Here is a 23,418-nt window from a genome sequence, read left to right as displayed (position 1 = left end):
GGGCTTTATCATGAGGCATGAACGTGAAATCTGAATGGGCCGACGTCAAGATCATCGATTGCCGCGGCCCGCTGTGTGTCGTCGATGATGATGAATCAGTGCGCTGGTCGGTGACCACGTTGCTGCATTCGATGGACTTTGACGCGCACAGTTTTTCCGGAGGGAAAGAATTCCTGGAGTCGGAGTTCGTTGACACCTGCGTCTGCCTCATCAGTGATGTCAAGATGAAACGCATGTCCGGTTTCCAGCTCTACGAAGCCCTGACCGAGTCCGGCAAGAGTGTCCCGGTGATCTTCATTTCCGGGCATGCCGACGAGGCCATGCGCAGCAGTGCCATCGCCCTCGGTGCGCAAGCCTTGCTGGACAAGCCTTTCAGCGACGAAGCCCTGCTCGAACTGGTGGAGAAGGTACTGGCAGCGCGCGGCGCGGGGGGGCGCTGAAGTCGGCGACTCCTGTACCAGCCAGCAACAGGCGGGTACTGAGGCTAGAATCGCTGGATGGAGAACCCGTCCCCAGACCCTGCCAGCTCGTCTGCCCTCCCACGGCGGGAATGGGTCGACCTGCGTCGTGATGACGAGAGTGGCATCGAGAGCATCAGCGCGCACTTTTCCGGCCACGCCTACGATCCGCATGCGCACGACGAGATGCTGGTCGGCGTCACCTTGCAGGGCGTGCAGCGCTTTCGCTGTGGACGCGCCTTGCATGTGAGCACGCCTGGCAAGTCCATCCTCATCGAACCGGGCGCCATCCATGACGGCCATGCGCCCCACGAGAGCGGTTTCACTTACGCCATGCTCTACCTCCCGCAGCCCTGGCTGGCCGCCATGGCCGAGCATCTGCAGTTGCCCGCCGTGTCGCGCTTTGCCGCCTTCGACCAGACCCTGCATGATGACGCCCCCCTGGCCCAGGCCATCCACCGCGCCTTCCTGGCCTTGCACCAGCGTGAAGGGCGGCTGGCGCGGGACGAGTCGCTGGACCGCATGCTGGTCTTGCTGGCGGGCAGGATCCGCGAACCCGGCAGGCAGCGCAGTGCCACCGCTTCTCCCGCGCTCCAACGGGCGCGCGAACTGATGCACGCGAAGCTGGCCGAGGACCTCAGCCTGGAGGACCTGGTGGCTTGTTCCGGTCTGGATCGTTTTCGCCTGACGCGCCAGTTCAGTGCGGCCTTCGGCAGTTCGCCCCATGCCTACCTGGTGCAACTGCGCCTGCGCGTCGCGCGCCGCCTGCTGGCCAGGGGTGCGGATCCGGCGCAGGTGGCGGCCGATACCGGGTTTGCCGACCAGAGCCACCTGGGGCGCTGGTTCCGGCGCGCCTACCGCATCACGCCGGCGGCCTATCGCCGTGCCTGCACAAACGTTCTAGCCGGGAGCTGAGGCGGTTTCCTAAGATGAGGCGGATCAAGAGTCCTCAAGGAAATCCGCATGTTCGATACCAAAATTGCCATCCTGGTGCGCAATGACCTGCCCATGTGGCAGCGCCTGAACGTCACCGCCTTCCTCGCCACCGGCATCGCCGCCGCTGCGCCGGAGTCGCTGGGCGCGCCCTACGTGGACGCCAGCGGCCAGCGTTATGCCAGCCTGTGCGGCCAGCCCATCCTGATCTTCGAGGCCGACCTCGCCGGACTGCAGGCAGCCCATCGCACCGGGCTGGCGCGCGAGCTGACGATGGCTGCCTATGTGTTTCCCATGTTTGCCACCGGGCACGACGAGGCCAACCGCCAGGTCTTCCTGGCAGAAGATGCGGAGAATATGGACCTGGTAGGCATCGCCTTGCGCGGCCCGAAGAAAGGGGTAGAGAAGGCCACCAAGGGTTTGGCGCTGCATCCTTGAGGCAGTGCCATGTCGGATCTGCGCTGCAAATAGTTTGCCTGGTCAGCGCAAACCGGCTCGCCAGGCTGCATTGGAACCTCTTTCGCTAGTCCAGCGAGGTCCCGCGAATGATCTTGATCAGCCTCAGCGCCGCCGGCGAGAGATAGGTATCGCGCCGGTAGCTCAATCCCATCCGGCGCAGCATGGTGGTTTCCTTCAAGACCACTTCGCGCAGGTGACCACGCCCGGCCAGCAGGTTCAGCTTGGAGGCAAAGCCGAGCAGGTTGCTGCGCTCGATGAGCGGCATGATCATGTTCAGCACGGTCGGGGTGATCTGCACCGTGGGCCGGGACAGGTGATGGCGGTCGAACACGTTGTCCAGCCATTGCCGGCTCAATACCGATTGCGCAGGCAGCACCCATTGATACTCCAGCAGATGCCGCAGCCGGATCTTGCGGTCGAAGATGGGGTGATTGGGGCTGGCCATGACGACCATCTCGTCGCGCATGATCTCTTCGGTATGGAACAGCTCGTCATCCTGGATCATCGGCCCCAGCACCACATCCAGTTCCCCCGCCTTCAAGCCTTCCAGCAGGGCATCGTTCATCGATACCTTGAGATCGATCGTGACCTTCTCCGCCTCGGCCAGCAACTGCTGGCAGATGCCCGGCAGGATGTGTTCGGCCAGGGTCGGGATGCAGCCCAGGCGGATGTTCCCTTCACGCCCGTGCGCATAGTCGCCGATCTCGCGCGCGGTCTCATCCATCATCAGGCTGATGCGCCGTGCGCGGTGCAGCAGGGCCTCGCCCACCGGGGTCAGGCGAATGCCGCGACCCACTCGTTCGAACAGCGGTGCCCCCAGTTGTTCTTCCAGGCGATCAATGCACTTGGTCAGCGCCGGCTGCGTCTTGAAGAGCCGCTCGGCCGCCCGCCCCACGTGCCCTTCCTCGGCAATGACGGCGAAATACTTGAGATCGCGGAAGTCCATGATTCATTCCTGGAAGTTATGGATAATAAAATAAAAGCAAATATACATTAAATATCCCCGCACGTAGACTGCCCTCCAAACAAGAACCCTCGCCCCTTGCGGCGACGACAACATGGAGACCAGCACGATGCAAAACCTGCCTTCCCGGCGCGCTTTCCTGCGGCGTAGTACGCAGATCGCGCTCGGCCTCGGCGCCGTCGCCCAGCTGCCGCTGGTGCTGGCGCAAACCGAGCCCTATGACCATTCTGCCGGCACGCAACGCGCCGCCAGCCGCCTGCCTGCCGACGCTTGTGATTGCCACATGCACATCTATGACCCGCGTTTCGCGTGGGCACCGGGAGCCAAGCTGCTGCATGCACCGGCTACCGTGCCCATGTATCGCCGCCTGCAGCAGCGCCTGGGCACGACGCGCAACGTCGTGGTGACACCCTCGGCCTACGGCGTGGACAACAGCTGCACCTTCGATGCGCTGGCGCAACTGGGCGCGACTGCCCGCGGCGTGGCGGTGGTCAATGACCAGGTCAGCGACTCCGAGCTGCAGCGCCTGCACCAGGCCGGCGTGCGCGGATTGCGCTTCAACCTGGCGCTGGGGTCGGTCACCACCGTGGAGATGATGGAGCCCCTGGCGCGCCGCGTGGCAGCGCTGGGCTGGCATCTCCAGGTCAACATGCCCAATGAAGTGCTGCTGGCCAATCGCACGCTGCTCTCGGCATTGCCGGTGCCGCTGGTCTTCGATCACTTTGCGCGCATCCCGCTGCAGGCTGGTCCGGGACATCCGGTCTTCGATTTCGTGACCACACTGATGCGCCAGCAGCGTGCCAGCGTCAAGCTCTCCGGCGCCTACCTTTACAGCAAGCGCGGCGCGCCCGACTACGAGGACGTCGCGCCGCTGGCCCGCACCCTGGTGCAGACAGCGCCGTCGCAACTCGTGTGGGGCAGCGACTGGCCGCATCCGACCGAGCAGCACAAGCCCGATGATGCGCGCCTGCTCGATGTCATGACAACGTGGCTGGGGTCCGACGCGATGCTGCGCACCGTGCTGGTCGACAACCCCGCCCGCCTTTACCAATTCTGACGGAGAGCACCATGTCGCAGGTTTCCACCCAACCCATGGCGCAAGCCACCGCCGCAGCGGGCGCGACCGCCGCCGTCAGCGAAGAAGCCACGATGAAGAAGGTGATGCGCCGCCTCATCCCCTTCATCCTGCTGTGTTACGTGGTCAGCTACCTGGACCGCATCAACGTCGGCTTCGCCGCGCTGACCATGAACAAGGACCTGGGCCTGACACCCTCGCAGTTCGGGCTGGGTGCGGGCTTGTTCTTCATTGGTTATTTCTTCTTCGAGATCCCCAGCAACCTGGCGCTGCATCGCTTCGGCGCGCGCATGTGGATTTCGCGCATCATGATTTCCTGGGGCGTGATCTCGATGGCCACCGCCTTCGTGGTCGGCCCCAAGAGCTTTGCACTGGCGCGCTTCCTGCTGGGCATGGCCGAGGCCGGTTTCACGCCGGGCATCTACCTGTATTTCACGCAGTGGTTCCCAGGTGCCTGGCGCGGCAAGGCCACGGCCTTCTTCCTGATTGGCATCCCGGTGGCCAACATCATCGGTTCGCCGCTGTCGGGCGCGCTCATGGAATTGCACGGCATGTGGGGCTTCAAGGGCTGGCAGGTATTGCTGCTGCTGGAGGCATTGCCGGCCGTGCTGCTGGGCGTGCTGTGCCTGTTCCTGCTGCCGGATCGTCCGTCCAAGGCCGCCTGGCTCACGCCTTCTGAAAAGCAGTGGCTGGAAAACGAGTTGTCCACCGAGCAGAACGTGCTGGCCGCCCGCCATGGCAACAAGTTGAAGGATGCCTTCACCAACTGGCGCGTCTTCGCGCTGGCCGGTGCCAACTTCTGCGGCATCCTCGGTTCGCTCAGCATTGGCTTGTGGCTGCCGCAGATCATCCGTGAATTCGGCCTGCCCTCGCACCAGGTCGGCCTGGTCGCGGCCATTCCCTACCTGGTTGGCGCGGTGGCCATGACGCTGTGGGCGCGCCTGGCCAATCGCAGCGAGCGCCGCCTGTTCTTCGTGGCAGGGGCCATCGTGCTGGCGGCGCTGTCGCTGGCGATCTCGGCCTTCCTGCATACGCCGCTGCTGAAGATGCTGGCCATCACCATTGCGGTGGCGTCCATCCTGTCGTTCCAGGCGACCTTCTGGGCCTTCCCGTCGGGCTTCCTGACGGGACGCGCAGCCGCCGGCGGCCTGGCGCTGATCGTCTCCATCGGCAACCTGGGCGGCTTTGTCGGTCCTTCGGTGATCGGCTTCATCCGCGAAACCACCCAGGGCTTTACCTATCCGTTGATCTTCGTGGCCGGTGCCTTGCTGCTGGGTGCCGTCATCACGCTGGCACTGGGTGATCCGTCCCGTGCCCCTTCCACCTCCAAGGAAACAGCATGAGCTTCTTTGCCCCGCCTCCCACGGTCGAGGCCAGCGTTTTCACCCGCTTGCCCGATCATTTCCGGTCCCCCCGCAAGAACGCCTGGGGCGATGCCAACCGGGGCGGCCTGCCCATCGATTCCTTCCTCGAAGGGCCGTCCTTCGACCGCCAGGGCCGCCTGTACGTCACCGACATTCCCTATGGCCGCATCTTCCGCATCACCATGGATGGCCAATGGGAACTGGTCACCGAATACGACGGCTGGCCCAACGGACTGAAAATCGACAAGAGCGGCCGCATCGTCATCACCGACTACAAGCGCGGCCTGGTGCAGCTCGATCCCGATACCGGGACCGTCACGCCACTGCTGGAGACGGTCGGTTCGGAAGGTTTCAAGGGCGTCAATGACCTGGTGTTCGGGCCCAAGGGCGAGATCTATTTCACCGACCAGGGCCAGACCGGCCTGCAGGATGCCACCGGGCGCGTGTATCGGTTGTCGCCCGACGGCCAGCTGACCTGCCTCATCAACACCATCCCCAGTCCCAATGGCATCGTCTACGACCCGGCCCTGAACCACCTGCTGGTGGCGGTCACGCGGGCGCAGCAGATCTGGCGCATCCCGCTGCATCACAACGGCGTGGTCGGCAAAGTCGGCGTGTTCGCCAACCTGCACGGCGGCATGGCCGGTCCCGATGGCCTGGCGCTGGATGCCGAGAGCTGCCTCTACATCGCCCACACCGGCTTCGGCTCCATCTGGCGTCTGTCGAAGTTTGCCGAGCCCTTGCTGCGCATCCGCTCCACGGCCGGCATCTCGACCACCAACCTGGCCTTTGGCGGAGCCGACGGCAAGAGCCTCTTCATCACCGAATCCCAGACCGGATCCATCCTGCGCGCCGACGTGCCGGTGGCCGGCCTGCCCATGTATTCCCACGCTTGAGCGTGGTCCCCTGACTTCATTTTCAATCAAAGGATCCCCATGAGCACCCAACCTGATTTCATCCGCGACATCGAACGCGTCGACGCTTCCATCGTGGCCCAGGCCGCAGAGTTCCCGGCCTCCATCCTGGCCGACGTGGCCGGTCGTCGCGGTACCCTGTGCAGCCGCGTGGCACCGCTGTCGCCCTCCATGCGCGTGGCCGGTCCGGCCGTGACGGTCGAAGTGCGTCCCGGCGACAACCTGATGATCCATGCCGCCATGGCCATCGCCAAGCCGGGTGACGTGCTGGTCATCGATGGCAAGGGTGATGAGACCTGCGCGCTGATGGGCGAGATCATGGTATCGCAATGCAAGGCCAGCGGCCTGGCCGGCATCATCATCTATGGTTCGGTGCGCGATACCGAAGCCATCCGCGCCATCGGTTTCCCGGTCTATGCCGTGGGCGCCAATCCGAACGGCCCGACCAAGAACATCGCCGGCCGCGTGAACTGGCCGGTCTCGGTGGGCGGCACTGCCGTGCAGCCGGGTGACCTGATCGTGGGTGATGCCGATGGCGTGGTGGTGGTCGAGCGCGAGAAAGCCGCTTCGCTGCTGGCGGCGGCTGCCAAGAAGGTCGCCGATGAAACCAAGCGCCTGACCGAAATCCGTGGTGGCGGCCCGCTGCGTCCGACCTGGCTGGAAGGCGCCCTGCGCAAGGGTGGCGTGCTGGCCGAAGGAGAATCGCTGTGAGCGCCGTCAAGAAGGAAGTGGTGATCGTCACCGGTGTCGACCTGGCACTGCAGGCGGTTGAAATCCTGCGTGACTTTCAGCTGGTCTATGCCGGCGCCAAGCCGACCGAGGATGACATGGTCAGCCTGGTGCAGCAACATCAGCCGGTGGCCATCATCGTGCGCTACGGCGGCGTGAGCGCGCGCGTGATGGATGCGGCCCCTGGCCTGCGGGTGATTTCCAAGCACGGCACCGGCATCGACTCCATCGACACCGAAGCCGCCAAGGTGCGCGGCATTGTCGTCAAGGCTGCCGCCGGTGCGAATGCGCCGGCGGTGGCCGAGCATACCTGGGCACTCATCATGGCCTGCGCCAAGAGCGTGGTCGGACTGGACCAGCGCATGCGTGAAGGCCACTGGGACAAGTCCACCCACAAGAGCCTGGAGCTGCGCGGACGCACGCTGGGCCTGGTGGGCATCGGCGCCATCGCGCGTCGCGTGGCCGCTGTGGCGGCCGCCCTGGAGATGCCCGTGCTGGCCTATGATCCGTATGCAAAGGAAGCCCCGCAAGGCGTGCGGCTGGTCGATCTCGATACGCTGTTTGCGCAATCCGACGTGGTCTCGCTGCATTGCCCGCTGACGGCAGACAACAAGCACATGATCAACGCGCAATCGCTGGCCCGCATGAAGGATGGCGCCATCCTGGTCAACACCGCGCGTGGCGGGCTGGTCGATGAAGCGGCGCTGATTGCGGCACTGGCGTCGGGCAAGCTGCGCGCGGCCGGCCTGGACAGCTTCGAGAAGGAGCCCTTCACCGCGCCGCATCCGCTGCAGGACGTCAGCAACGCCATCCTGAGCCCGCATATCGGCGGCGTGACGGCCGACGCCTACGTCGCCATGGGCACCGGAGCGGCCAGCAATGTCCTGGCGGTATTGAACGAACAGACCGTCACCGGCTAATTCATAATGACTGACGGGCCAGCCGCCGACACAGGCGGCACCCGACTTCCGAGAGAGAGACATGGAGACCATCCAAGACGACAAGCGGCTCGAACAAGAGACCGTGCGCAAGGTGACCTGGCGCTTGCTGCCCTTCCTGATGCTGTGCTACCTGTTTGCCTTCATCGACCGCGGCAACATCGGCATGGCGGCCTTGCAGATGAACCAGGATATCGGGCTCTCGCCCAAGATGTTCGGCTTTGCCAGCAGCCTTTTCTTCATCGCGTATTTCATTTTTGAAGTACCCAGCAACCTGGCACTGCAGAAATTCGGCGCACGCAAGTGGCTGGCCCGCATCATGGTCACCTGGGGCCTGATCTCGGCCTGTACGGCCTTCGTGCAGGGGCCGACTTCGCTGTATTTCGTGCGCTTCATCCTGGGCGCAGCGGAGGCCGGATTCTTCCCCGGCGTGGTGCTGTACCTGACCTATTGGGTGCCATCGGCTTATCGTGCCCGCATCGTGGCGCTGTTCATGGTGGCGATCCCGGCGGCCAGCTTCGTGGCTTCGCCGGTGTCGGCACTGCTGCTGCAGATGGATGGCATCGGTGGACTGCGCGGCTGGCACTGGCTGTTCCTGCTGGAAGGGTTGCCGACCGTGTTGCTGGGCGTGGTCTGCCTGTTCTTCCTGACGGATCGCCCCGATCAGGCGCGCTGGCTCAATGATGCGCAGCGCCAGTGGCTGGTCACCACCATGGACAAGGAAGCCGCCAGCCGCACCGCCAAGCAGCACATTCCCCTGTGGAAGCTGTTCAGCCAGCCGCATGTGTGGGGCATGGCCCTGGTGTGCGCCTGCGCGTCGGCCGCCGGTTCGGTGTTGAACGTGTGGCAGCCGCAGTTGCTCAAGTCCTTCGGGCTGACGGTGATGCAGACCGGCCTGGTCAATTCGATTCCCTACCTGGTGGCCTCGGTGCTGATGGTGTGGTGGGGTCGCCATTCCGACCGTACCGGCGAGCGCCGCTGGCATACCGCCATTCCGCTGATCCTCATCGGTGGCGGCCTGGCGCTGGCGTCGCTGGCCAACACGCTGGCCCCGGTGGTGTTGCTGCTGACGATGGTATTGATTGGCGCCTATTCGTTCAAGGGACCGTTCTGGGCCATGGCCTCGACCTGGCTGGCCACGGGTTCGGCCGCTGCCGGCCTGGCGGGAATCAATGCCGTCTCCAACCTGATCGGCGGTGGCCTGATGGTCAACGCCTACGGCTGGATCAAGGACGCCACCGGCAGCTATGCCATGGCCTTGTTGCCGCTGGTGGGTTTGTCGGTCGTGAGCGTGGTCATCCTGCTGGTGCTGTCGCGCAAGTCACGCGTGGCTGCTACTGGCGCGCTGAAGGAAGCTGTGCGCTGAGCACAAGCGTGATGACGAAAGAGCCGCCTTGCTTGCGCAGGCGGCTCTTTTGCATGGCCAGTCGCGGTTTCAGGAGAAACCGAACAAGCTGGCCGGATTGCTCACCAGGACCTGGTGGCGCAGCGCCGGATCGGGCGCCCAGGCGGCCAGCAGGTCGAACAGCACGGCATCATCCGGCTTGATCTTTTCGGTGGGATGCGGCCAGTCGCTGCCCCACAGCGTGCGCTGCGGGGCGGCTTGCAGGTAGGCGCGCGCCAGCAGGCTGGTATCGGGATAACCGGGCGGCCCCTGCAGGGTATCGGCATAGGGCTCGGAGAGCTTGATCCAGGTGTTGCCCCGCGCCAGCAGGCGCAGGATGGCTTGGGCGCCCGGATGATCCAGTCCTTGTGGCTGGGGGATGCGGCCCAGGTGGTCGATCACCACCGGGGTGGGCAGGCCGGCCAGCACGGCTTCATGCTCGGCGATCTGTGCGCCCGACATCAGCACCTGCACATGCCAGCCCAGCGGCGCGATGCGCTTTGCCGTGCGCAGCAAGCGGTCCACGGTCGTGATGCCCCAGCTTTGCGGCGAGAGGAAGTTGACCCGCACGCCGCGCACACCCAACTGATCCATTTCCTTCAATTGCGCCAGTTCGACGTCATCGTCGATGACCACGATACCGCGTGCCTGTGCGCCGAACTGGGTGAGTGCATCGAGCAGGCAGCGGTTGTCGCTGCCATAGGTGGAGGGCTGGACCACCACGTTGCGGGCGATGCCGAGCTTGGCCATGAGGCGCCGGTAATCGGCCACCGTGGCGCCGTCCGGGCGGCCACCGCGCCAATGCGGCGAGACCGGGAAGCGTGCGTCATAGATATGGTGATGGCTGTCACAGGCCAGTGCTGGCGCCTTGAGCCGGGGTGGCTGGTCGCCGGCGGAGTTGGGAATGGATTGGGCGATGGCCGAGCGCGCTGCGGTACAGGCGAGCAGGCTGCCGGCCAGGAATTGTCTTCTGTTGACCATGGGTCTCCTTGCGTTGTTGTTGTCGGGACGCCTGACGCAGCTGATGCGTGGTGCCGTCAACGTCCGCTTGCGGAGTCTAGCTACGGGGTGGGACGGGGACTATTTCCTTTTTTTTCGCCATTCATAACTGCAAGGAATGAATGGGGGCCAGGCAGGGCAGGTCGGCGGCCGATGCCTGCACCACGCGGGAGCCCGGGGCGGCGCAGCGAAGAACGGCTATTGCCGTCTCGTTCGCGCGCTGGTCTTTTGGACGGCCCGCCGCACACCGATGCGCTACAAGTCCAGTTCGATCATCCGGCAAGCCGCCCTCGAACAACAGGGCGTGAACTGGTCATGGCGTGCCTTCTCCGCATCGCTCAGCACGAAATCCCGATGGTCGATGACACCGCTGAGGACGCCCGTGATGCAGGTCCCGCAGATGCCCTGTTCGCATGAGGTCGGGATCTCGATGCCATGCCGGGCCAGTACTTCGACCACACTTTTGTCTGCAGGGATGGGGAACACCTCGCCGGTGCTGGCGATCCTGACTTCGAACGCCTCACCGTCCTGTTCTCCAGCGCTTGCCGGGGCGGAGAAATACTCCTTGTGGAGCTGATCCTTGTGCCATCCCAGTCGTTCCGATTCGCCCAGGACGAAGTCCATGAAGCCGGTCGGACCGCAGACGTAGAGATGGTCATCGGGACCGCGAGAGCGGGCGATGTCGGCGAGGTCGATCTTCTGGTCTTCGCTATCTGAGTAGAAGCGGACATGCGCCGCAAACGGCCCGTGGGCCAGGCGCTGTCGAAACGCTGCGCGGGCGGGCGAGCGGGTGCTGAAGTGGAGTTCGAATGGCCGCGCTTGCGCGTGCAGTTCTTCGGCCATGGCCAGGATAGGCGTGATCCCCACGCCACCCGCCACCAGGATGGCGCGGCCGCTGCCCGGGATGAGGCCGAAGTTGTTCCTGGGCGCACTGATACGGATCTGCTGGCCGACCGTGACCGCATGCATCGCCGCCGAGCCGCCACGGGAGGGCTCGGCCAGGAGCACGGCGATTTCATAGCCGCGCTCCTGGTTCGACGGATTGCACAGCGAGTATTGGCGGACCAGGCCGGGTGCAACTTCCACATCGATATGCGCGCCCGCGGTGAAGCGCGGCAGCATCTCTGTGGAGGCCGCCTGGAGGCGGAAAGCGCAGATGCCCTCCGCTTCCATTACCTTGGCCGTCACCGTGACGGTCATCCAGCCGTGACTGCCTGTAGCGGGGTTCATGGTTTCATTCCTGCTGGCTGCCGGCGTCATGACTGCTGCATCATGACCACCGGCGCGCGGCCGGCTGTGGCAGCAGGTGCCGGGGCGGCACTTGCCTGGGCACTGGCTTCCTAGTCAGCACGCCCCTTCAGGTAGCGGCGCATGGCCACTCCGAGTGCATCGCTGGCGATGGAAATTTCGTACAGTTCTTCACCCTGCTCAGCAATGACCTCTTCCAGCAGGCTCAGTCCAGCCACATCCTCATCGAAAGCCTTGAAGAAATTGGTCGCCATGAATTGCGTCGCTGCTGCATCGTCCTGGGCAAAATCGCGGCCGAGATAGATGAAGTAGTGGGTGGTGTTGTGCGTGGCCGGGCTGGCCATATGGGCGACCTTGATGAGGAACTCCGACCGTTCGCCTTCCGGCAGGGCCGAGTCATACAGGCGCGTAGTGACTTCATAGAGTGCGGGACTGAGGAATTCATTGCGCACGATGCGCGATGCGGTCGGTACACCTTCCAGGCCGGTGGGCTTGGCCCAGACCGGCGGAAGTTTGGTTGGCGAGACGGTGCGCACCAGCGCGAACCTGCCCTCGCCGATTTCAGAGGTCGTGGGTGCTTTCACATAGTCCGGCGATCCGATGGTATTGGCATGCATGTAGCTCAGGTGCGAGGTGTCGAGCAGATTCTCATGCAGGTAGACATAGCTGGACTTCAGGTCATAGTAGCCCTTGGCACCCGCCCACGCGCTGTCCTGCATCCACGGCAGCGCCGCAATCGCGGATTCATCGGCCAGCGCCGGGTCGCCCATCCAGATCCAGAGGACCGGGCCGCGTTCTGCCAGCGGGTAGGTTCGCACACCAATGTTCTTGGGACACTTCGCCACGGCCGGTGCTTCGATGCAGTCGCCGTTCTGGTCATAGCGCAGGCCATGGTAGCCGCAGACTACGGTATCGCCGTCGAGCTGTCCCGCTGACAAGGGATAGGAGCGGTGTACGCAGCGATCATCCATGGCGACGGGCTTGCCCTCTCCAGTGCGGAACAGGACCAGGCGCTTGCCCAGCAGCGTGCGCTTGAGCAGTGAACGGCCCACTTCATCGCTGAAGGCAGCGACATACCATTCGTTGAAGATGAAGGGCGTATTGCGGTCGGCGAGACGGCTCATGGCGGCGCGAGCACCGCGGATGATCTCTTGGGAAGGCTGTGTCATGCTGGTCTCCATGTTGTAGTGGGTGCGGTTTCTACCGCTTGCTGCCGGCCGGCGTCAGGGCGGCTCAGATGGGTTCTGCGAGTACCTTCAGTGATTGTTCAACCAGGACGGTCTGTTCGGCGATGGGACGGCCTGCCTGTTCGCGTCGGCCGATCTCCAGCGAGTTCTGTACCACCAGCAGGCAGCGTTCATAGCGTCGTGCCATGTAGCGCTGCAAGGCGCCGTCGATATCGCTGCCGTCGCCCAGTTCTTCAGCCAGGACCAGCGCATCTTCGGCGGCCAGCCCAGCGCCGGAGGCCAGCTGGGGGGTGGTCGGATGGGCCGCATCCCCGATGAGCAGCACGCGGCCCCTGAACCATGGACCCGGCAGCAGGAAGGCTTCCAGCGGACGCTGCACGATGGTGTTCTCAGCCGTCAGCGAGCGGCCGATGTCGCCGATGATGCCGCCATACGAACGGGTCAGGCGCTCCAGTTCCTGCGGGAGCGATGCCTCGGGAAGGCGGCGTTTCTCGGGGGAATTTTCCAGCAGGAACATGTACATCCGGTCCTTCGATACCGGAGTCAGGCCGACCTTGTAGGGACCACCGAGGAAGAAATGGCGCCGGTCGATCTCGGGTGGCCGTGGCAACTGGGCACGCCAGGCGCTCTGGCCCGTGTATTGCGGCGCCGGGGCCTGGGGGAAGAGCAGGCTTCGCATGCGCGAGAACAGTCCGTCGGCGCCGATGACCAGGTCATAGCGGCCACGCGATCCATCGGTGAGCTCGGCCTCGACCTGGCCATGCACTTGTTCGATTTTTTCAACCGACAGGCCCAGCCTTACCTTCACGCCGGCCCCTGCCACCCTTGCCGAGAGGATCTTGTGCAGTACCGGCCGCATGATGCCACCGCAGCCCGGAATGCCGTCCTCCGGACGTACCGGCGTGGGAAGCACGGCCAGGCGTGCGCCATCGGCAGAGCAGACCTGGATACCGTGGCCGGTATAGGCCTGGGCCTCGATCTCCGGCAGCACCCCCAGTGCCTTGAATGCGCGCAGCGTCGGGCCGGTGATGGTGATGCCGGCGCCATAGACGCGCCATTGCGGATCCAGATCGATGAGTTCCACCGCGTGACCCGACCTGGCCAGCGAAATGGCGGCCGACATGCCACCGATACCGCCGCCCACGACAAGAATCTTCTTCTGTTGCATCTGCACGAACCTCCATGGATGGGCTGGCACGCAGCACGCATCGCCGTGTGAGCCCGAATGTTGTTGACCCTGCCAGCGTAGCGGCATGCATGAATGAAATTTGCCTGAACTGGCCGTGCGATTTGTCTCGGAGCGAAGCTGCGTTTGCACGATGGTGCGCTGAAAGTCAAAAGCCACAGCACAGGAGGCAAAGTGGCCGTTGCGCGCGCACCTACGATGTCAACTCCGGGCCCGCCATGATGAGGGCTTGCAACTGACAGAGGTGACCAATTGAGCGAGAACGCAGACGTGGCCGGCAACGTGCAGGGCCGTCCCAAGACACTGGCCGAGGCCAAGCAATGGATGAAGGACAAACTGGCCGCCAAGGTCCATCCCATGAACCTGGTATCGCAGGAAGACGGTGAGCGCCTCATCGACGCGCTGCAGGGACTGGATGGCGCATCCTGGGCAGCGGTCTGGGGCAAGGCCGGCGACCAGGCCCGTACCCTGGCCGACCGTGCCCGCGAAAATGGCGACCAGGGCGCCGCCGCCACCCTCTACATGAAGGCCAGCGGCTTTTATTTCATGGGTCGTTTTCCTTGCCCGAATCACCCGGACAAGGAGCGTTGTGCCCGTGCCGAACGGGAGACCTATGTGCTGGCCGGCGCTTGCTGGGATAACCCGGTGCAGCGCATCTGCATTCCTTTTGCAGGCCGCAGCGGCGAAGGCAGCGAGATCGTCTTCCTGCTGCGTCGGCCGCAAGGCATTGCACGCCCGCCGGTCGTGGTGATGTGGGGCGGGGTCGACGCCTGGAAGGAACAGATGACCGCAGCCTGCAATGCCTTCCTGGCTGCGGGCGTGGCCACCATCGCCATGGACAACGCCGGCACCGGCGAGTCGCCGGTCAAGGGCGTGCAGGATGCAGAGCGCCAGTTCCTGCCCGTCTTCGAATGGGCCGCCCGGCAGGCCGACCTGGACGCGGACAAGGTCGGCATCCTGGGACGCTCTTTCGGTGGCTATTGGGCCACCAAGCTGGCCCACCTGCATCCCGAGCACATCGCTGCCGCCGTCAACTGGGGCGGTGGCGCGCACTACATGTTCCAACCCGAGTGGGTCGAATCCTCGCGATATCCCGACAGCTACCTCATGGAACTGGTGGAAACGCGCCAGCGCATGCTCGGGGTGAGCACCGATGGTGAATACATCGAAGGTTTCAGGCGGCTTTCCCTGGTGGACCAGGGCCTGCTGGACCGTCCCAGCGCGCCGATGCTGCTGGTCAACGGCAAGGAGGACAGGCAGTGTCCCATTGCCGACCTGCATCTGCTGACCGAGCACGGCTCGCCCAAGGCGGTGCGCCTGTTCCCCGGTGGCCACATGGGCAATACGCCGCAGACATTGCCGACCATCGTCCAGTGGCTGTCGGCCCACGTCAAGAACCGGGCGGGGGCAGCATGAGCGGAAACTGGGTGCAGCAGATCCCCTCGCAATCTGCCTACTGGATGAACAAGGTGCTCTTCGAAGTCCACCACAACGACGGACACCTGAAGCGCTACCTGGCCTCGCCCGAGCAGTACCTGGCGGCAGTGCCGATGCCCGAGACCCTGCGGGCAGCGGTGCGCGACAATGACATCGGCGCCATGTACCTGGCCGGGGCCAATCCCTATCTGCTGCGCGCCCATTGCCTGGGCTTGCGGATTTCGGAACTGGATTTCGTGACTTCGCTCAAGGCCATCGCGCAAGGAGACCATCATGGCTGAACTGGTCGGAATCTATGCGGCGAGCCACACGCCGGTCATGCTGAACTTTCCGGATGCCATTCCCGGTGAAGACCGGGAGGCCATTTTTGCTGCGTTCAAGGACATGGGGCGGCGCATCGCCGCGTCGCAGCCAGATACGGTCATCGTCATCTCGGATGACCATGTCCACAACTTCTTCTTCAATAATTTCCCGGCCTTCTGCATCGGCGCGGCAGACAGCTATCAAACCCCGGTCGAACACTGGTTGAAGGCTGACAAGCAAGTCCTGCCGGGCAATGCCGCACTCGGTGCACACCTCCTTGGCGAGGCGCTGGAAAGCGGCTTCGATCCGTCATTCTCGATGGAACTGGTGCTGGACCATGGCTCGCTTACGCCGCTGCTGCTGGCCGGCCTGGTGCCGCATGTTCCCATCGTTCCCCTGCTCGTCAATTGCGTACAGCCGCCGCTGCCCACCATGCGGCGCTGCGTGGATTGGGGCCGGTTCCTGCGCAAGGCAATTGCCAGCTTCGAGCCCGGCAAGCGCATCGCCATTCTTGCTACCGGCGGCATCAGCCACGACATCGCCACACCCCGCATGGGAATGGTCAATGAGGAATTCGACCGCCAGTTCCTTGCCAATCTGTCCAGCGGCAATACGCAGGTGATCGTGGACCATGCGACCGGCCACGTGGCACAGGCCGGCAACGGCGCCGAAGAAATCCGCAACTGGCTCATCGCCCATGGTGCGGCCGAGGGCGCTGCGTTCGAGACCTTGTACTACAAGGCGGTCTCCAAGTGGTACACGGGAATCGGACTGGCCCAATGGAACGTGAAAGGCTGAGATGAACGCACAGATCATTGCTCCTGCAGCTGGCTCGCCAAGCCAGGAGACCGGCCATGCCGTCGTGCTGCTGCATCCTGTGTGCGCCAACAGCGATATCTGGCGACTGCAGGTACCGGTCTGGTCGCGCAGCCTGCGTCTTGTGCTGGTTGACCTTCCGGGGCACGGTGCGAGCAAGCCCATGGGCGGCCGCCCTGTCCTGGCAGACTTCGCTCGGCAGCTCGGGAGGACGCTGGACCAGGCCGGCATCGACCGTGTTTCGCTGGTCGGCGTGTCCTTGGGAGCGATGGTTGCGCAGGCGTTCGCGCTGGCCTTTCCCGGGCGCATCCACAAGCTGGTGCTGGCCAATGCCGGTGCGGCCACGCCTGCCCCGGTGGTGCAGCTATGGAACCAGCGGCAGCAGGCATACCGTGAGCTGGGCGCGGAGCAGCATGTCAGCTCGACCATCGAACGCTGGTTCGATGAGGCTTACCGGCAGCGCGCGCCGCTGACCGTGCGCTGGATTGAATCCATGGTGCGCGCCACGACGCGGGAAGCTTATTTCGAGGCAGTGGACGCCATCAAGGAAATGAACCACCTTGCCCGACTGCACGAGATCGTGGCGCCCACCCTGGTGATCGCCGGCGAAAGAGACGCTGCGGTCAAACCGGAAATCTGCGCCAGCCTGGCCGGGGCGATTCACGGTGCGCGTTTCATCGTGCTGCCCTCGGGCCATATCAGCAACGTCGAGGCCGCATCGGAATTTACCGAAACCGTCGGACAGTTCCTCTCCACCTGATCGCGCGCCGCTTCATCATGCGTCCCGCTGCTACGCGGGACGCATGTCCTGGCCCTCGCTCAGGCTTGCTGCTTGCGATACTCACGCGGCGTCAGCCCGAACTTCTCCTTGAAGGCCCGGCTGAAATGGGCCACATCACTGAATCCCCAGCCATAAGCGATTTCGCCGATCGGACGGTTCGACAGTTGCCGTGACACCAGGTCTTCCCGGCATCGCTCCAGCCTTTCCGACCAGACCCACTTCATCAGCGATGTCTGTTCGGCCGTGAAGAGCTGATAGATATGGCGGGTCGACAGATTGACCGCCTGCGAAATCATTTCCGCATCCAGCGAGGAGTCGTGCAGGTTGTCGCGCACAAAGGTACGGATGCGCTCGAGGTGGAATACGTGCAGCTTGGACGGCAACGCGGTGATGTCGCGGTCCCAGCCGGAAAGGGCCACTGCCAGCGTGTAGGGCAGGGCCTGGGCGATGCGTGCCGCGGTCGTTTCGTCGAGCTCGGGGGCCATGTCGAACATGGCGTCGTTCATCGCACGGAAAATGGCACCGGGTCCGTTTGCGGTCTCGATACGGATGGCCGTGCGCAGATGCGCATCGGGCACCACGCGCCTCAGCAGTTCCGAATCCACATAGGTGGAGTGCGTCACGATGTGACCGGTTTCGATATGGAACGGCGATGCCAGGTCGATCAACACCATGTCACCGGGGCGGACATGGCTGCGTCTGCCTCCCTGGGAGACCTGCGCTTCCCCCTCCTTCTGGAGCGTCACCAGCCAACGGCGCGTTTCCTTGCGGCTGGCAGGTGCCGACGTTTCGTGGGGAGAGAAGCGGATGGATGCAAATTGCAGGCTACGGCTGCAATAGGCCTGCATCTGCGTACTGAGCGGCTGGTCTTTTCCCGAGTCCAGCGACAGGCCGATGGAAAACAGGCTGGCCATCTGCCTTTCAAACAATCGGGCGCCCTCGCGGGAAGGACTCTCAGCGGTAGAGAAGGTGCGGATAAAAATGGCTGTCTCCTTATGATCGCGGCGCTCTGTGCGTGATCAGCGGTTGCGCGAGATGCGTTCGCCGCCGGTGGCGCCTTGTGAGTCAAATTCTAGCGCGGACTGGAGCAAGACGGGGGATCGTGGAGGAATAGATTATCGCTACTCCCGAAGGGCAGCGGGAGACCTGGTTCAGTGGCTCGCATCAATCGGACAAGCAGCGCCCGAACGCCATGCCCGGGAGACTCAGCCGTTTCATTGCCTGGCGCTCTGCGCCACCGGCATCGCCGCCTCCAGCGGTGAGCCAGCATCATCACAACGACAGGGAATGGCGCGCCGGCCCGCTGGCTCGGCGCGCACGTTTCCAGACAACGAGAGAGGAAAGAGAGACATGCAACATTCGCTATCGAAGCTGGGGGCATTGGCCCTCCTTGCTGCCTTGCCCATGGCCGTTTTTGCACAAAGCAGCGTGACCATTTCCGGCGTCATGGATGCCGGTGTGTCCCATGTCAGCAACCAGGGCGGCAAGAGCAACCTGCGGGCCGACAACGGCATCGGCGTTCCCAACATCCTGTTCATCAAGGGCCAGGAAGACCTGGGGGGCGGCATGGCCGCCATCTTCCAGCTGGAGAGCCAATTCAACCTGAGCACGGGTGCCTCCTTGCCCGGCAACAACCTGATCTTCGGCCGCCAGGCACTGGTGGGCCTGCGGGACCAGCGATGGGGCACGCTGAGCGCTGGCAACCAGTATGAATTCATGCATGATGCGCTCATGTTCGGCGGGTTTGACTCCGCGCTCACGTATGGCGGCTACTACACTTTCCGTCAAGGACCCTTCAATGCGCTGGCAGTGCCCAACAACCCGACCGGTGCATCCGACTTCGACCGACTGGCCGGTCTTGCGCGCGTGGCCAATTCGGTCAAGTACCTGAGTCCGGCGATCGGAGGCGTCACATTCGGCGGCATGTATGGCTTCGGCGAAGTGGCTGGTGATACCGCTTCCTCGCGGACCATCAGCCTGGGCAGCAACTATGTCCAGGGAGATTTCGGCCTGGGCGCTGCCTACACCGACGCCCGCTATTCTTCCATGGGCAATGGCCACGATGGCATTCGCAACTGGGGCTTGGGCGCACGCTACCGGCTGGGCGACTACAAACTCAATCTGCTCTACACCAACACGCGCAACACCCTGACCAAGGGCGAAGTCAACGTCTATCAGGCTGGCGTGAACTGGCAGATGAATGCGGCCTGGAACCTGGGAGTCTCCTATGAGTACATGAAGGGCAATGCGCAATTGGCCCACAATTACGCCCACCAGGGAAATGCGACCCTGCAGTACTGGCTCTCCAAGCGTACCGACCTCTATCTGCAAGCCGTGTACCAGAAAGCCGGTGGTGACAACGCCACCACGCAGGCCTGGATCAACGGACTGTATGGCCCCGGATCAGCTTCCAGTACCGGTAGCCAGGGTATTTTTCGCATCGGCATGGCCACGCGTTTCTAAGCCGGACCAGCCCCGCATCCACAAGAAGAGAATGGAGACAGCATGAAACCCTTGTCCAGTGAAGTACCCGTCCCGGCCGTCGGGGAGGAGTCCTGGCGATATCGCGGATGGCTGGTCGTGATCGCGTCGATGGTGGCGCTGATGTTCGGACCGAGCACTGTCGCCGTGCTCAGCCTGGGGCTATTCATCAAGCCCCTCGAAGTCGATTTCGGATGGAGCCGTACCGAGATCGCCTTGGCCAGTTCCATCGTCTCCTATACCGTGATGCTCATTTCGCCGATCCAGGGCTACCTGGCCGACCGGTTTGGAGCGCGCGCCATCATCCTTCCCTGCATCCCGCTGTTCTGCGCGGCCGTGGGGCTGATGTATTTCATGCCGCCGGTACCGTGGCTGTATTACGCGGCGTGGGTAGCCTTGCCGGCCATCGGTATCGGCATTTTCCCCTTGTCGTACCTGCGCGTGGTCAGCTCCTGGTTCGACCGGCGCCTGGGACTGGCCATCGGTATTGCCAATGCCGGCATTGGCATTGGGGGAGCCGTGATCGCGCTGCTCATCGGGACGGTCATCGCGCAGCACGGCTGGCGCACCGGTTTCCTGGGGCTGGCGGCATTGGTTGCATTGACGCTGCCGCTGGCGTTCTTCTTCATCCGCGAGAAGCCAGGCACCGAACCCCGGAAAGGGCGCACGCAAAGCGTGCCAGGCGTGGATTTCCACGTGGCGGTCCGCAGCCGCTCTTTCAAGCTGCTCATCGGCATCTTCGCCCTGCTGGGCGTCATCAACACGGCAATGGTGGTGCACCAGATTCCCATGCTCATCGATGCCGGCGTGACGGCGCAGCGTGCCGCGCTGGTACAGGCGACCTTCGGCATTTTCGTCATCGTCGGGCGCTTGCTCACCGGCTTGCTGATCGACTACCTCTCTGCCGCATTGGTCATGTGTGCACTCGTGCTCGGCGGCACTGTCGCCTGCGCACTGTATGCCTACGGGGTCAGCGGCAACGTGGTCTTCCTGTGTGCAGCGCTGCTGGGGATGGTGCTGGGTGCCGAGTTCGATGTCTTGAGCTATCTGCTCAAGCGCTACTTTGGCATGCGTGCCTTCGGCAAGCTCTACGGCGTGATCTTCGCCGTTTTCCAGTTTGGTGCCGGTGCCGGTGCGGCGCTGCTGCCGATCATGCGCCAGGCCTCCGGCAGCTATCGCTCCGGTCTCCTGACATTTTCCGCAGCTACCCTGGTGTGCGCCTGGCTGTTGGTGCTGTTGTACCGGGGAGGCCGCACCGCGCAGGTCCCGGGGCACTCGCCCCATTCCCATCTTCCACAAGGAAATCCATGCAGCAAGACATGAACGTGCCGCGTTTGCCGGTGGTGGAGATTGCTACCGCCACTCCGGCACAAAAAGAGGTCCTGGACGATATCCTGAAGGGGCCGCGCGGCAACCTGGCCGGCCCCTTCCTGTCATGGATCCACAGTCCCGGGCTGGCACAGCCTGCGCAGAAGCTGGGCGCATTCTGCCGCTATCACACCCGGCTCCCGCTGGCCCTGTCGGAGTTGGCCATTCTGTGTACAGCTGCAAGGTGGCAGGCCCAGGCGGAATGGCAGATTCACTATCCCATCGGCATCGAAGCCGGACTGGATGCGGACAATATCGAACGGATTCGTCTCGGCCTGCGCCCGGCCTTCGTGCAGCGCGAGCAACAGATGGTCTGGGAGCTGGTGCAGCAACTCTACGACACCCGGCGCATCGGTGAGCCCTTGTATCGGGAAGCGGAACAACGTTTCGGTATCGAGGTGCTGGTCAATCTGGTTGGCCTGCTGGGCTACTACAGCCTGGTGGCGATGACCCTGAACGTCTTCGAGGTGCGACACGGCGACGGCGCCCTGCCGTTTGATGAACCGCCTGGCGATACGGTGGCTTGACGGACCCGGCCAGTCCAGGGCAGCTTGGCCGGAATTCAAACATCTTGGCTCACAGTTTGAAAGTGTGAATCACCCGATATCGAGCACGATCCTCCCGCGCGCTGTCTTGCCCGACTCCAGCAGGGCATGCGCGCGCGTTGCCTCGGCCAGCGGGAAGCATTGACCGACCGTTGGCACCATGACGCCTTGCTGCGCGAGCATCGCGACCTCGCGCAGACACTGCGGATCGTCATCGATCATCGAGCGGACTACACGCACCTTGAATTCCTCCCCGCGTTCCCTGATGGGAGCGGCGACCAGCCACACCAGTTGCCCGCCCGGCTTGAGGACGGGATAGGAGCGGTCGTGGGTGTCGCCGCCCACCAGGTCGAAGACGACATCGAATCCCCGCAAGGCCGAGAAATCTTCCTTGTCATAGGCGATCACCCCGGCCGCGCCCAGTGCCAGGACATCATCCTTGTTGGCGCTGCTGCAGGTGGCCCACACTTCGGCACCCAGGTGCGCCGCCAACCTGACCATCAGGCTGCCCACCGCACCTGATCCAGCGTGTACCAGTACCTTCATCCCGCTTTGCACCTGCGCCGTCCGGACGACGGGAATCCATGCGCTGGCACCTGGCTGCAACAGGGCGGCGGCCTGCCGGACCGAGAGCGTGTCCGGCTGCGCAACCACGCGCTCGGCCGGGAGGACGATGGTCTCGGCATAGGTGCCCTGGCCCAGCATGTCGGCAATCACGCAGACGGCCTGGCCGACATGAAATCCTTCCGCTGCCGACTCGGCGATCACGCCCGCGCCATCACGGCCCGGGACCTTCGGCAGCGTCAGCTCCATGCGCCCCTGCAACAGGCCTGCCCGCAGCTTGGTATCCACGGGAGCCACGCCGGCAGCCCGCAGGCTGACCCGAACCTGGCCCGGCGCCAGGGCAGGTTCTTCAATCGATTCCAATGCCATGACCTCGGGGGGGCCATAGCGGTGATAGCGGATTGCCTTTGCGTTCATCGTGCGTCTTTCGATGTTGTTCGTTGTGGAAGCGGTGAGGCAGCACACCTTCAGCGCTTCCTGGATTGCCTCAGCACCGGATACTAGAGAGAAGCATCACGCCTGTGCAAATCAACCCCTTCGATGCCAGCGATAAGCCTGGCTGATTGCGCTGCAAGCCGGTGCGATACGGCCGCTCCGTGGCGCTTCAACCGAAGCGGATCGCCATCGTCTATCGAAGAGCACCAATTCCCCATACCTGATGTCTCGCGCGCAGTCATTACAAATCCGTAATGATTGCGCCATCTTTCTGTCGAGGCTTCCTTCCTAGAATCCTTTCCAACCCTGCGCGCAGCCAAGCCGCGTGCTGCCGGTGTGGCGTGGTGCTCGGCAAGGCCTTTGACGCCGCGCTCAACACCGGGGCATAATCGCTGCCGCATCTTGCCGGCGCCGCTTGTTCATCCCCGGATGCCGACCGGATGGGTCCGTAGTCATTCTCCTTTTCAGCTATGCGTGCACTGATTCTCCTGCTTGCTTTCCTGTTGCCGATGCAGCTCTCCTGGGCGGCAGTGGCATCGTATTGCCAAGCGGAAAGGGAGACTGCGCCCGCCCATCTCGGACATCATGACCACCCCGCTGCCGAGACGCACGCGCAGGCCGAATCCAAGGATTCCAAAGCCGGGGACCTCGACCTGGATTGTTCCCTGTGCCAATTCTTCGCCATGAAGTCGGTACAGGCCGCAGGTACGCTCCTCTACGCACCGCAGGCCACTCGTTTGCCAGCCCATATCAAGCAAGTTTCCCACCCCGCCTCGCACATCGCCGACGGCCCTGACAAGCCCAACTGGCTGCTCGCCGCCTGAGTCGGCGAGGACAATTCCCCCATCAT

At 63.8% G+C, this 23,418-nt stretch carries 24 protein-coding genes; 17 read left to right on the top strand and 7 right to left on the bottom strand.

Annotated features, from left to right (window positions below; all coding sequences use genetic code 11):
* Positions 1–17: 17 nt before the first annotated feature.
* The 3 genes from CEJ45_RS18785 to CEJ45_RS18775 are packed head-to-tail and all read left to right on the top strand — an operon-like array spanning position 18 to position 1,829.
* The gene (locus CEJ45_RS18785) at positions 18–440 is read left to right on the top strand and encodes a response regulator transcription factor (RefSeq protein ID WP_088756557.1); all 423 of its coding nucleotides are present in this window, start codon (positions 18–20) and stop codon (positions 438–440) included.
* A 57-nt stretch (positions 441–497) separates the two neighbouring features.
* On the top strand, positions 498–1,373 hold the full coding sequence (locus CEJ45_RS18780) for an AraC family transcriptional regulator (protein ID WP_088756556.1): 876 nt from the start codon (positions 498–500) through the stop codon (positions 1,371–1,373).
* A gap of 48 nt (positions 1,374–1,421) precedes the next feature.
* Positions 1,422–1,829: a DUF2000 family protein gene (locus tag CEJ45_RS18775; protein ID WP_088756555.1), complete on the top strand. Its 408-nt coding sequence runs from the start codon at positions 1,422–1,424 to the stop codon at positions 1,827–1,829.
* An 85-nt stretch (positions 1,830–1,914) separates the two neighbouring features.
* On the opposite strand, the gene CEJ45_RS18770 is transcribed toward CEJ45_RS18775, so the two are convergent.
* On the bottom strand, positions 1,915–2,796 hold the full coding sequence (locus CEJ45_RS18770) for a LysR family transcriptional regulator (protein WP_088756554.1): 882 nt from the start codon (positions 2,794–2,796) through the stop codon (positions 1,915–1,917).
* A gap of 127 nt (positions 2,797–2,923) precedes the next feature.
* Here CEJ45_RS18770 and CEJ45_RS18765 point away from each other — a divergent pair, with 127 nt between their 5' ends.
* From CEJ45_RS18765 to CEJ45_RS18740, 6 genes are all read left to right on the top strand, one after another.
* Positions 2,924–3,871, top strand: coding sequence for an amidohydrolase family protein (locus tag CEJ45_RS18765; RefSeq protein WP_088756553.1), 948 nt, complete (start codon positions 2,924–2,926; stop codon positions 3,869–3,871).
* Between the two features lie 11 nt (positions 3,872–3,882).
* The gene (locus CEJ45_RS18760; protein ID WP_088756552.1) at positions 3,883–5,232 is read left to right on the top strand and encodes an MFS transporter; all 1,350 of its coding nucleotides are present in this window, start codon (positions 3,883–3,885) and stop codon (positions 5,230–5,232) included.
* A complete protein-coding gene (locus tag CEJ45_RS18755) occupies positions 5,229–6,149 on the top strand; it encodes an SMP-30/gluconolactonase/LRE family protein (RefSeq protein WP_088756551.1) in 921 nt (306 codons plus the stop codon). The genes CEJ45_RS18760 and CEJ45_RS18755 overlap by 4 nt, the downstream gene beginning before the upstream one ends.
* A gap of 39 nt (positions 6,150–6,188) precedes the next feature.
* Entirely contained in the window at positions 6,189–6,878 is a 690-nt protein-coding gene (locus CEJ45_RS18750) for an RraA family protein (RefSeq protein WP_088756550.1), read from the top strand.
* Positions 6,875–7,816, top strand: a complete 942-nt coding sequence (locus tag CEJ45_RS18745) for a hydroxyacid dehydrogenase (RefSeq protein ID WP_088756549.1) — start codon at positions 6,875–6,877, stop codon at positions 7,814–7,816. Before CEJ45_RS18750 ends, CEJ45_RS18745 begins: the two co-directional genes overlap by 4 nt.
* A gap of 61 nt (positions 7,817–7,877) precedes the next feature.
* Positions 7,878–9,200 carry an MFS transporter gene (locus CEJ45_RS18740; RefSeq protein WP_088756548.1) on the top strand — a complete coding sequence of 441 codons (1,323 nt, stop codon included), beginning with the start codon at positions 7,878–7,880 and terminating at the stop codon, positions 9,198–9,200.
* Positions 9,201–9,269: 69 nt separating this feature from the next.
* Here CEJ45_RS18740 and CEJ45_RS18735 read toward each other — a convergent pair whose 3' ends face one another.
* The 4 genes from CEJ45_RS18735 to CEJ45_RS18720 all read right to left on the bottom strand — a co-directional run bounded on the left by CEJ45_RS18735 (position 9,270) and on the right by CEJ45_RS18720 (position 13,820).
* Complete coding sequence (locus CEJ45_RS18735) at positions 9,270–10,199, bottom strand: amidohydrolase family protein (protein ID WP_088756547.1); 930 nt, start codon at positions 10,197–10,199, stop codon at positions 9,270–9,272.
* Positions 10,200–10,472: 273 nt separating this feature from the next.
* Positions 10,473–11,447: a PDR/VanB family oxidoreductase gene (locus tag CEJ45_RS18730; protein ID WP_088756546.1), complete on the bottom strand. Its 975-nt coding sequence runs from the start codon at positions 11,445–11,447 to the stop codon at positions 10,473–10,475.
* A gap of 110 nt (positions 11,448–11,557) precedes the next feature.
* Positions 11,558–12,634, bottom strand: coding sequence for an aromatic ring-hydroxylating oxygenase subunit alpha (locus tag CEJ45_RS18725; protein ID WP_088756626.1), 1,077 nt, complete (start codon positions 12,632–12,634; stop codon positions 11,558–11,560).
* Between the two features lie 64 nt (positions 12,635–12,698).
* On the bottom strand, positions 12,699–13,820 hold the full coding sequence (locus CEJ45_RS18720) for an FAD-dependent oxidoreductase (protein ID WP_088756545.1): 1,122 nt from the start codon (positions 13,818–13,820) through the stop codon (positions 12,699–12,701).
* Between the two features lie 270 nt (positions 13,821–14,090).
* Here CEJ45_RS18720 and CEJ45_RS18715 point away from each other — a divergent pair, with 270 nt between their 5' ends.
* The 4 genes from CEJ45_RS18715 to CEJ45_RS18700 are packed head-to-tail and all read left to right on the top strand — an operon-like array spanning position 14,091 to position 17,154.
* A complete protein-coding gene (locus CEJ45_RS18715; RefSeq protein WP_088756544.1) occupies positions 14,091–15,254 on the top strand; it encodes an alpha/beta hydrolase family protein in 1,164 nt (387 codons plus the stop codon).
* Complete coding sequence (locus tag CEJ45_RS18710) at positions 15,251–15,556, top strand: subunit of meta cleavage enzyme (RefSeq protein WP_088756543.1); 306 nt, start codon at positions 15,251–15,253, stop codon at positions 15,554–15,556. Before CEJ45_RS18715 ends, CEJ45_RS18710 begins: the two co-directional genes overlap by 4 nt.
* Positions 15,549–16,376, top strand: a complete 828-nt coding sequence (locus CEJ45_RS18705; protein WP_088756542.1) for a DODA-type extradiol aromatic ring-opening family dioxygenase — start codon at positions 15,549–15,551, stop codon at positions 16,374–16,376. The genes CEJ45_RS18710 and CEJ45_RS18705 overlap by 8 nt, the downstream gene beginning before the upstream one ends.
* A gap of 1 nt (position 16,377) precedes the next feature.
* Positions 16,378–17,154 carry an alpha/beta fold hydrolase gene (locus CEJ45_RS18700; protein WP_088756541.1) on the top strand — a complete coding sequence of 259 codons (777 nt, stop codon included), beginning with the start codon at positions 16,378–16,380 and terminating at the stop codon, positions 17,152–17,154.
* 59 nt (positions 17,155–17,213) lie between these two features.
* Here the strand turns inward: CEJ45_RS18700 and CEJ45_RS18695 are convergent, their stop codons facing one another.
* Positions 17,214–18,089, bottom strand: a complete 876-nt coding sequence (locus CEJ45_RS18695) for a helix-turn-helix domain-containing protein (RefSeq protein WP_088756540.1) — start codon at positions 18,087–18,089, stop codon at positions 17,214–17,216.
* 436 nt (positions 18,090–18,525) lie between these two features.
* Here CEJ45_RS18695 and CEJ45_RS18690 point away from each other — a divergent pair, with 436 nt between their 5' ends.
* Genes CEJ45_RS18690 through CEJ45_RS18680 form a run of 3 tightly spaced genes read left to right on the top strand, consistent with a single transcriptional unit; the run spans position 18,526 to position 21,551 of the window.
* The gene (locus tag CEJ45_RS18690; protein ID WP_088756539.1) at positions 18,526–19,638 is read left to right on the top strand and encodes a porin; all 1,113 of its coding nucleotides are present in this window, start codon (positions 18,526–18,528) and stop codon (positions 19,636–19,638) included.
* A 42-nt stretch (positions 19,639–19,680) separates the two neighbouring features.
* Complete coding sequence (locus tag CEJ45_RS18685; RefSeq protein ID WP_088756538.1) at positions 19,681–20,979, top strand: MFS transporter; 1,299 nt, start codon at positions 19,681–19,683, stop codon at positions 20,977–20,979.
* Positions 20,964–21,551 carry a carboxymuconolactone decarboxylase family protein gene (locus CEJ45_RS18680; RefSeq protein WP_088756537.1) on the top strand — a complete coding sequence of 196 codons (588 nt, stop codon included), beginning with the start codon at positions 20,964–20,966 and terminating at the stop codon, positions 21,549–21,551. Before CEJ45_RS18685 ends, CEJ45_RS18680 begins: the two co-directional genes overlap by 16 nt.
* A 69-nt stretch (positions 21,552–21,620) precedes the next feature.
* Here the strand turns inward: CEJ45_RS18680 and CEJ45_RS18675 are convergent, their stop codons facing one another.
* Entirely contained in the window at positions 21,621–22,550 is a 930-nt protein-coding gene (locus CEJ45_RS18675; protein WP_088756536.1) for an NADP-dependent oxidoreductase, read from the bottom strand.
* A gap of 488 nt (positions 22,551–23,038) precedes the next feature.
* On the opposite strand from CEJ45_RS18675, the gene CEJ45_RS18670 reads away from it, so the two are divergent.
* Positions 23,039–23,392 carry a cobalt transporter gene (locus CEJ45_RS18670; RefSeq protein WP_088756535.1) on the top strand — a complete coding sequence of 118 codons (354 nt, stop codon included), beginning with the start codon at positions 23,039–23,041 and terminating at the stop codon, positions 23,390–23,392.
* The last annotated feature ends 26 nt before the right edge of the window (positions 23,393–23,418 follow it).

The sequence above is a fragment of the Herbaspirillum aquaticum genome, from assembly GCF_002213425.1.
Lineage (GTDB): Bacteria > Pseudomonadota > Gammaproteobacteria > Burkholderiales > Burkholderiaceae_D > Herbaspirillum > Herbaspirillum aquaticum.
The sequence above is the reverse complement of the archived record's forward strand: the minus strand, read 5'-3'. Positions and strand labels throughout refer to the sequence as shown.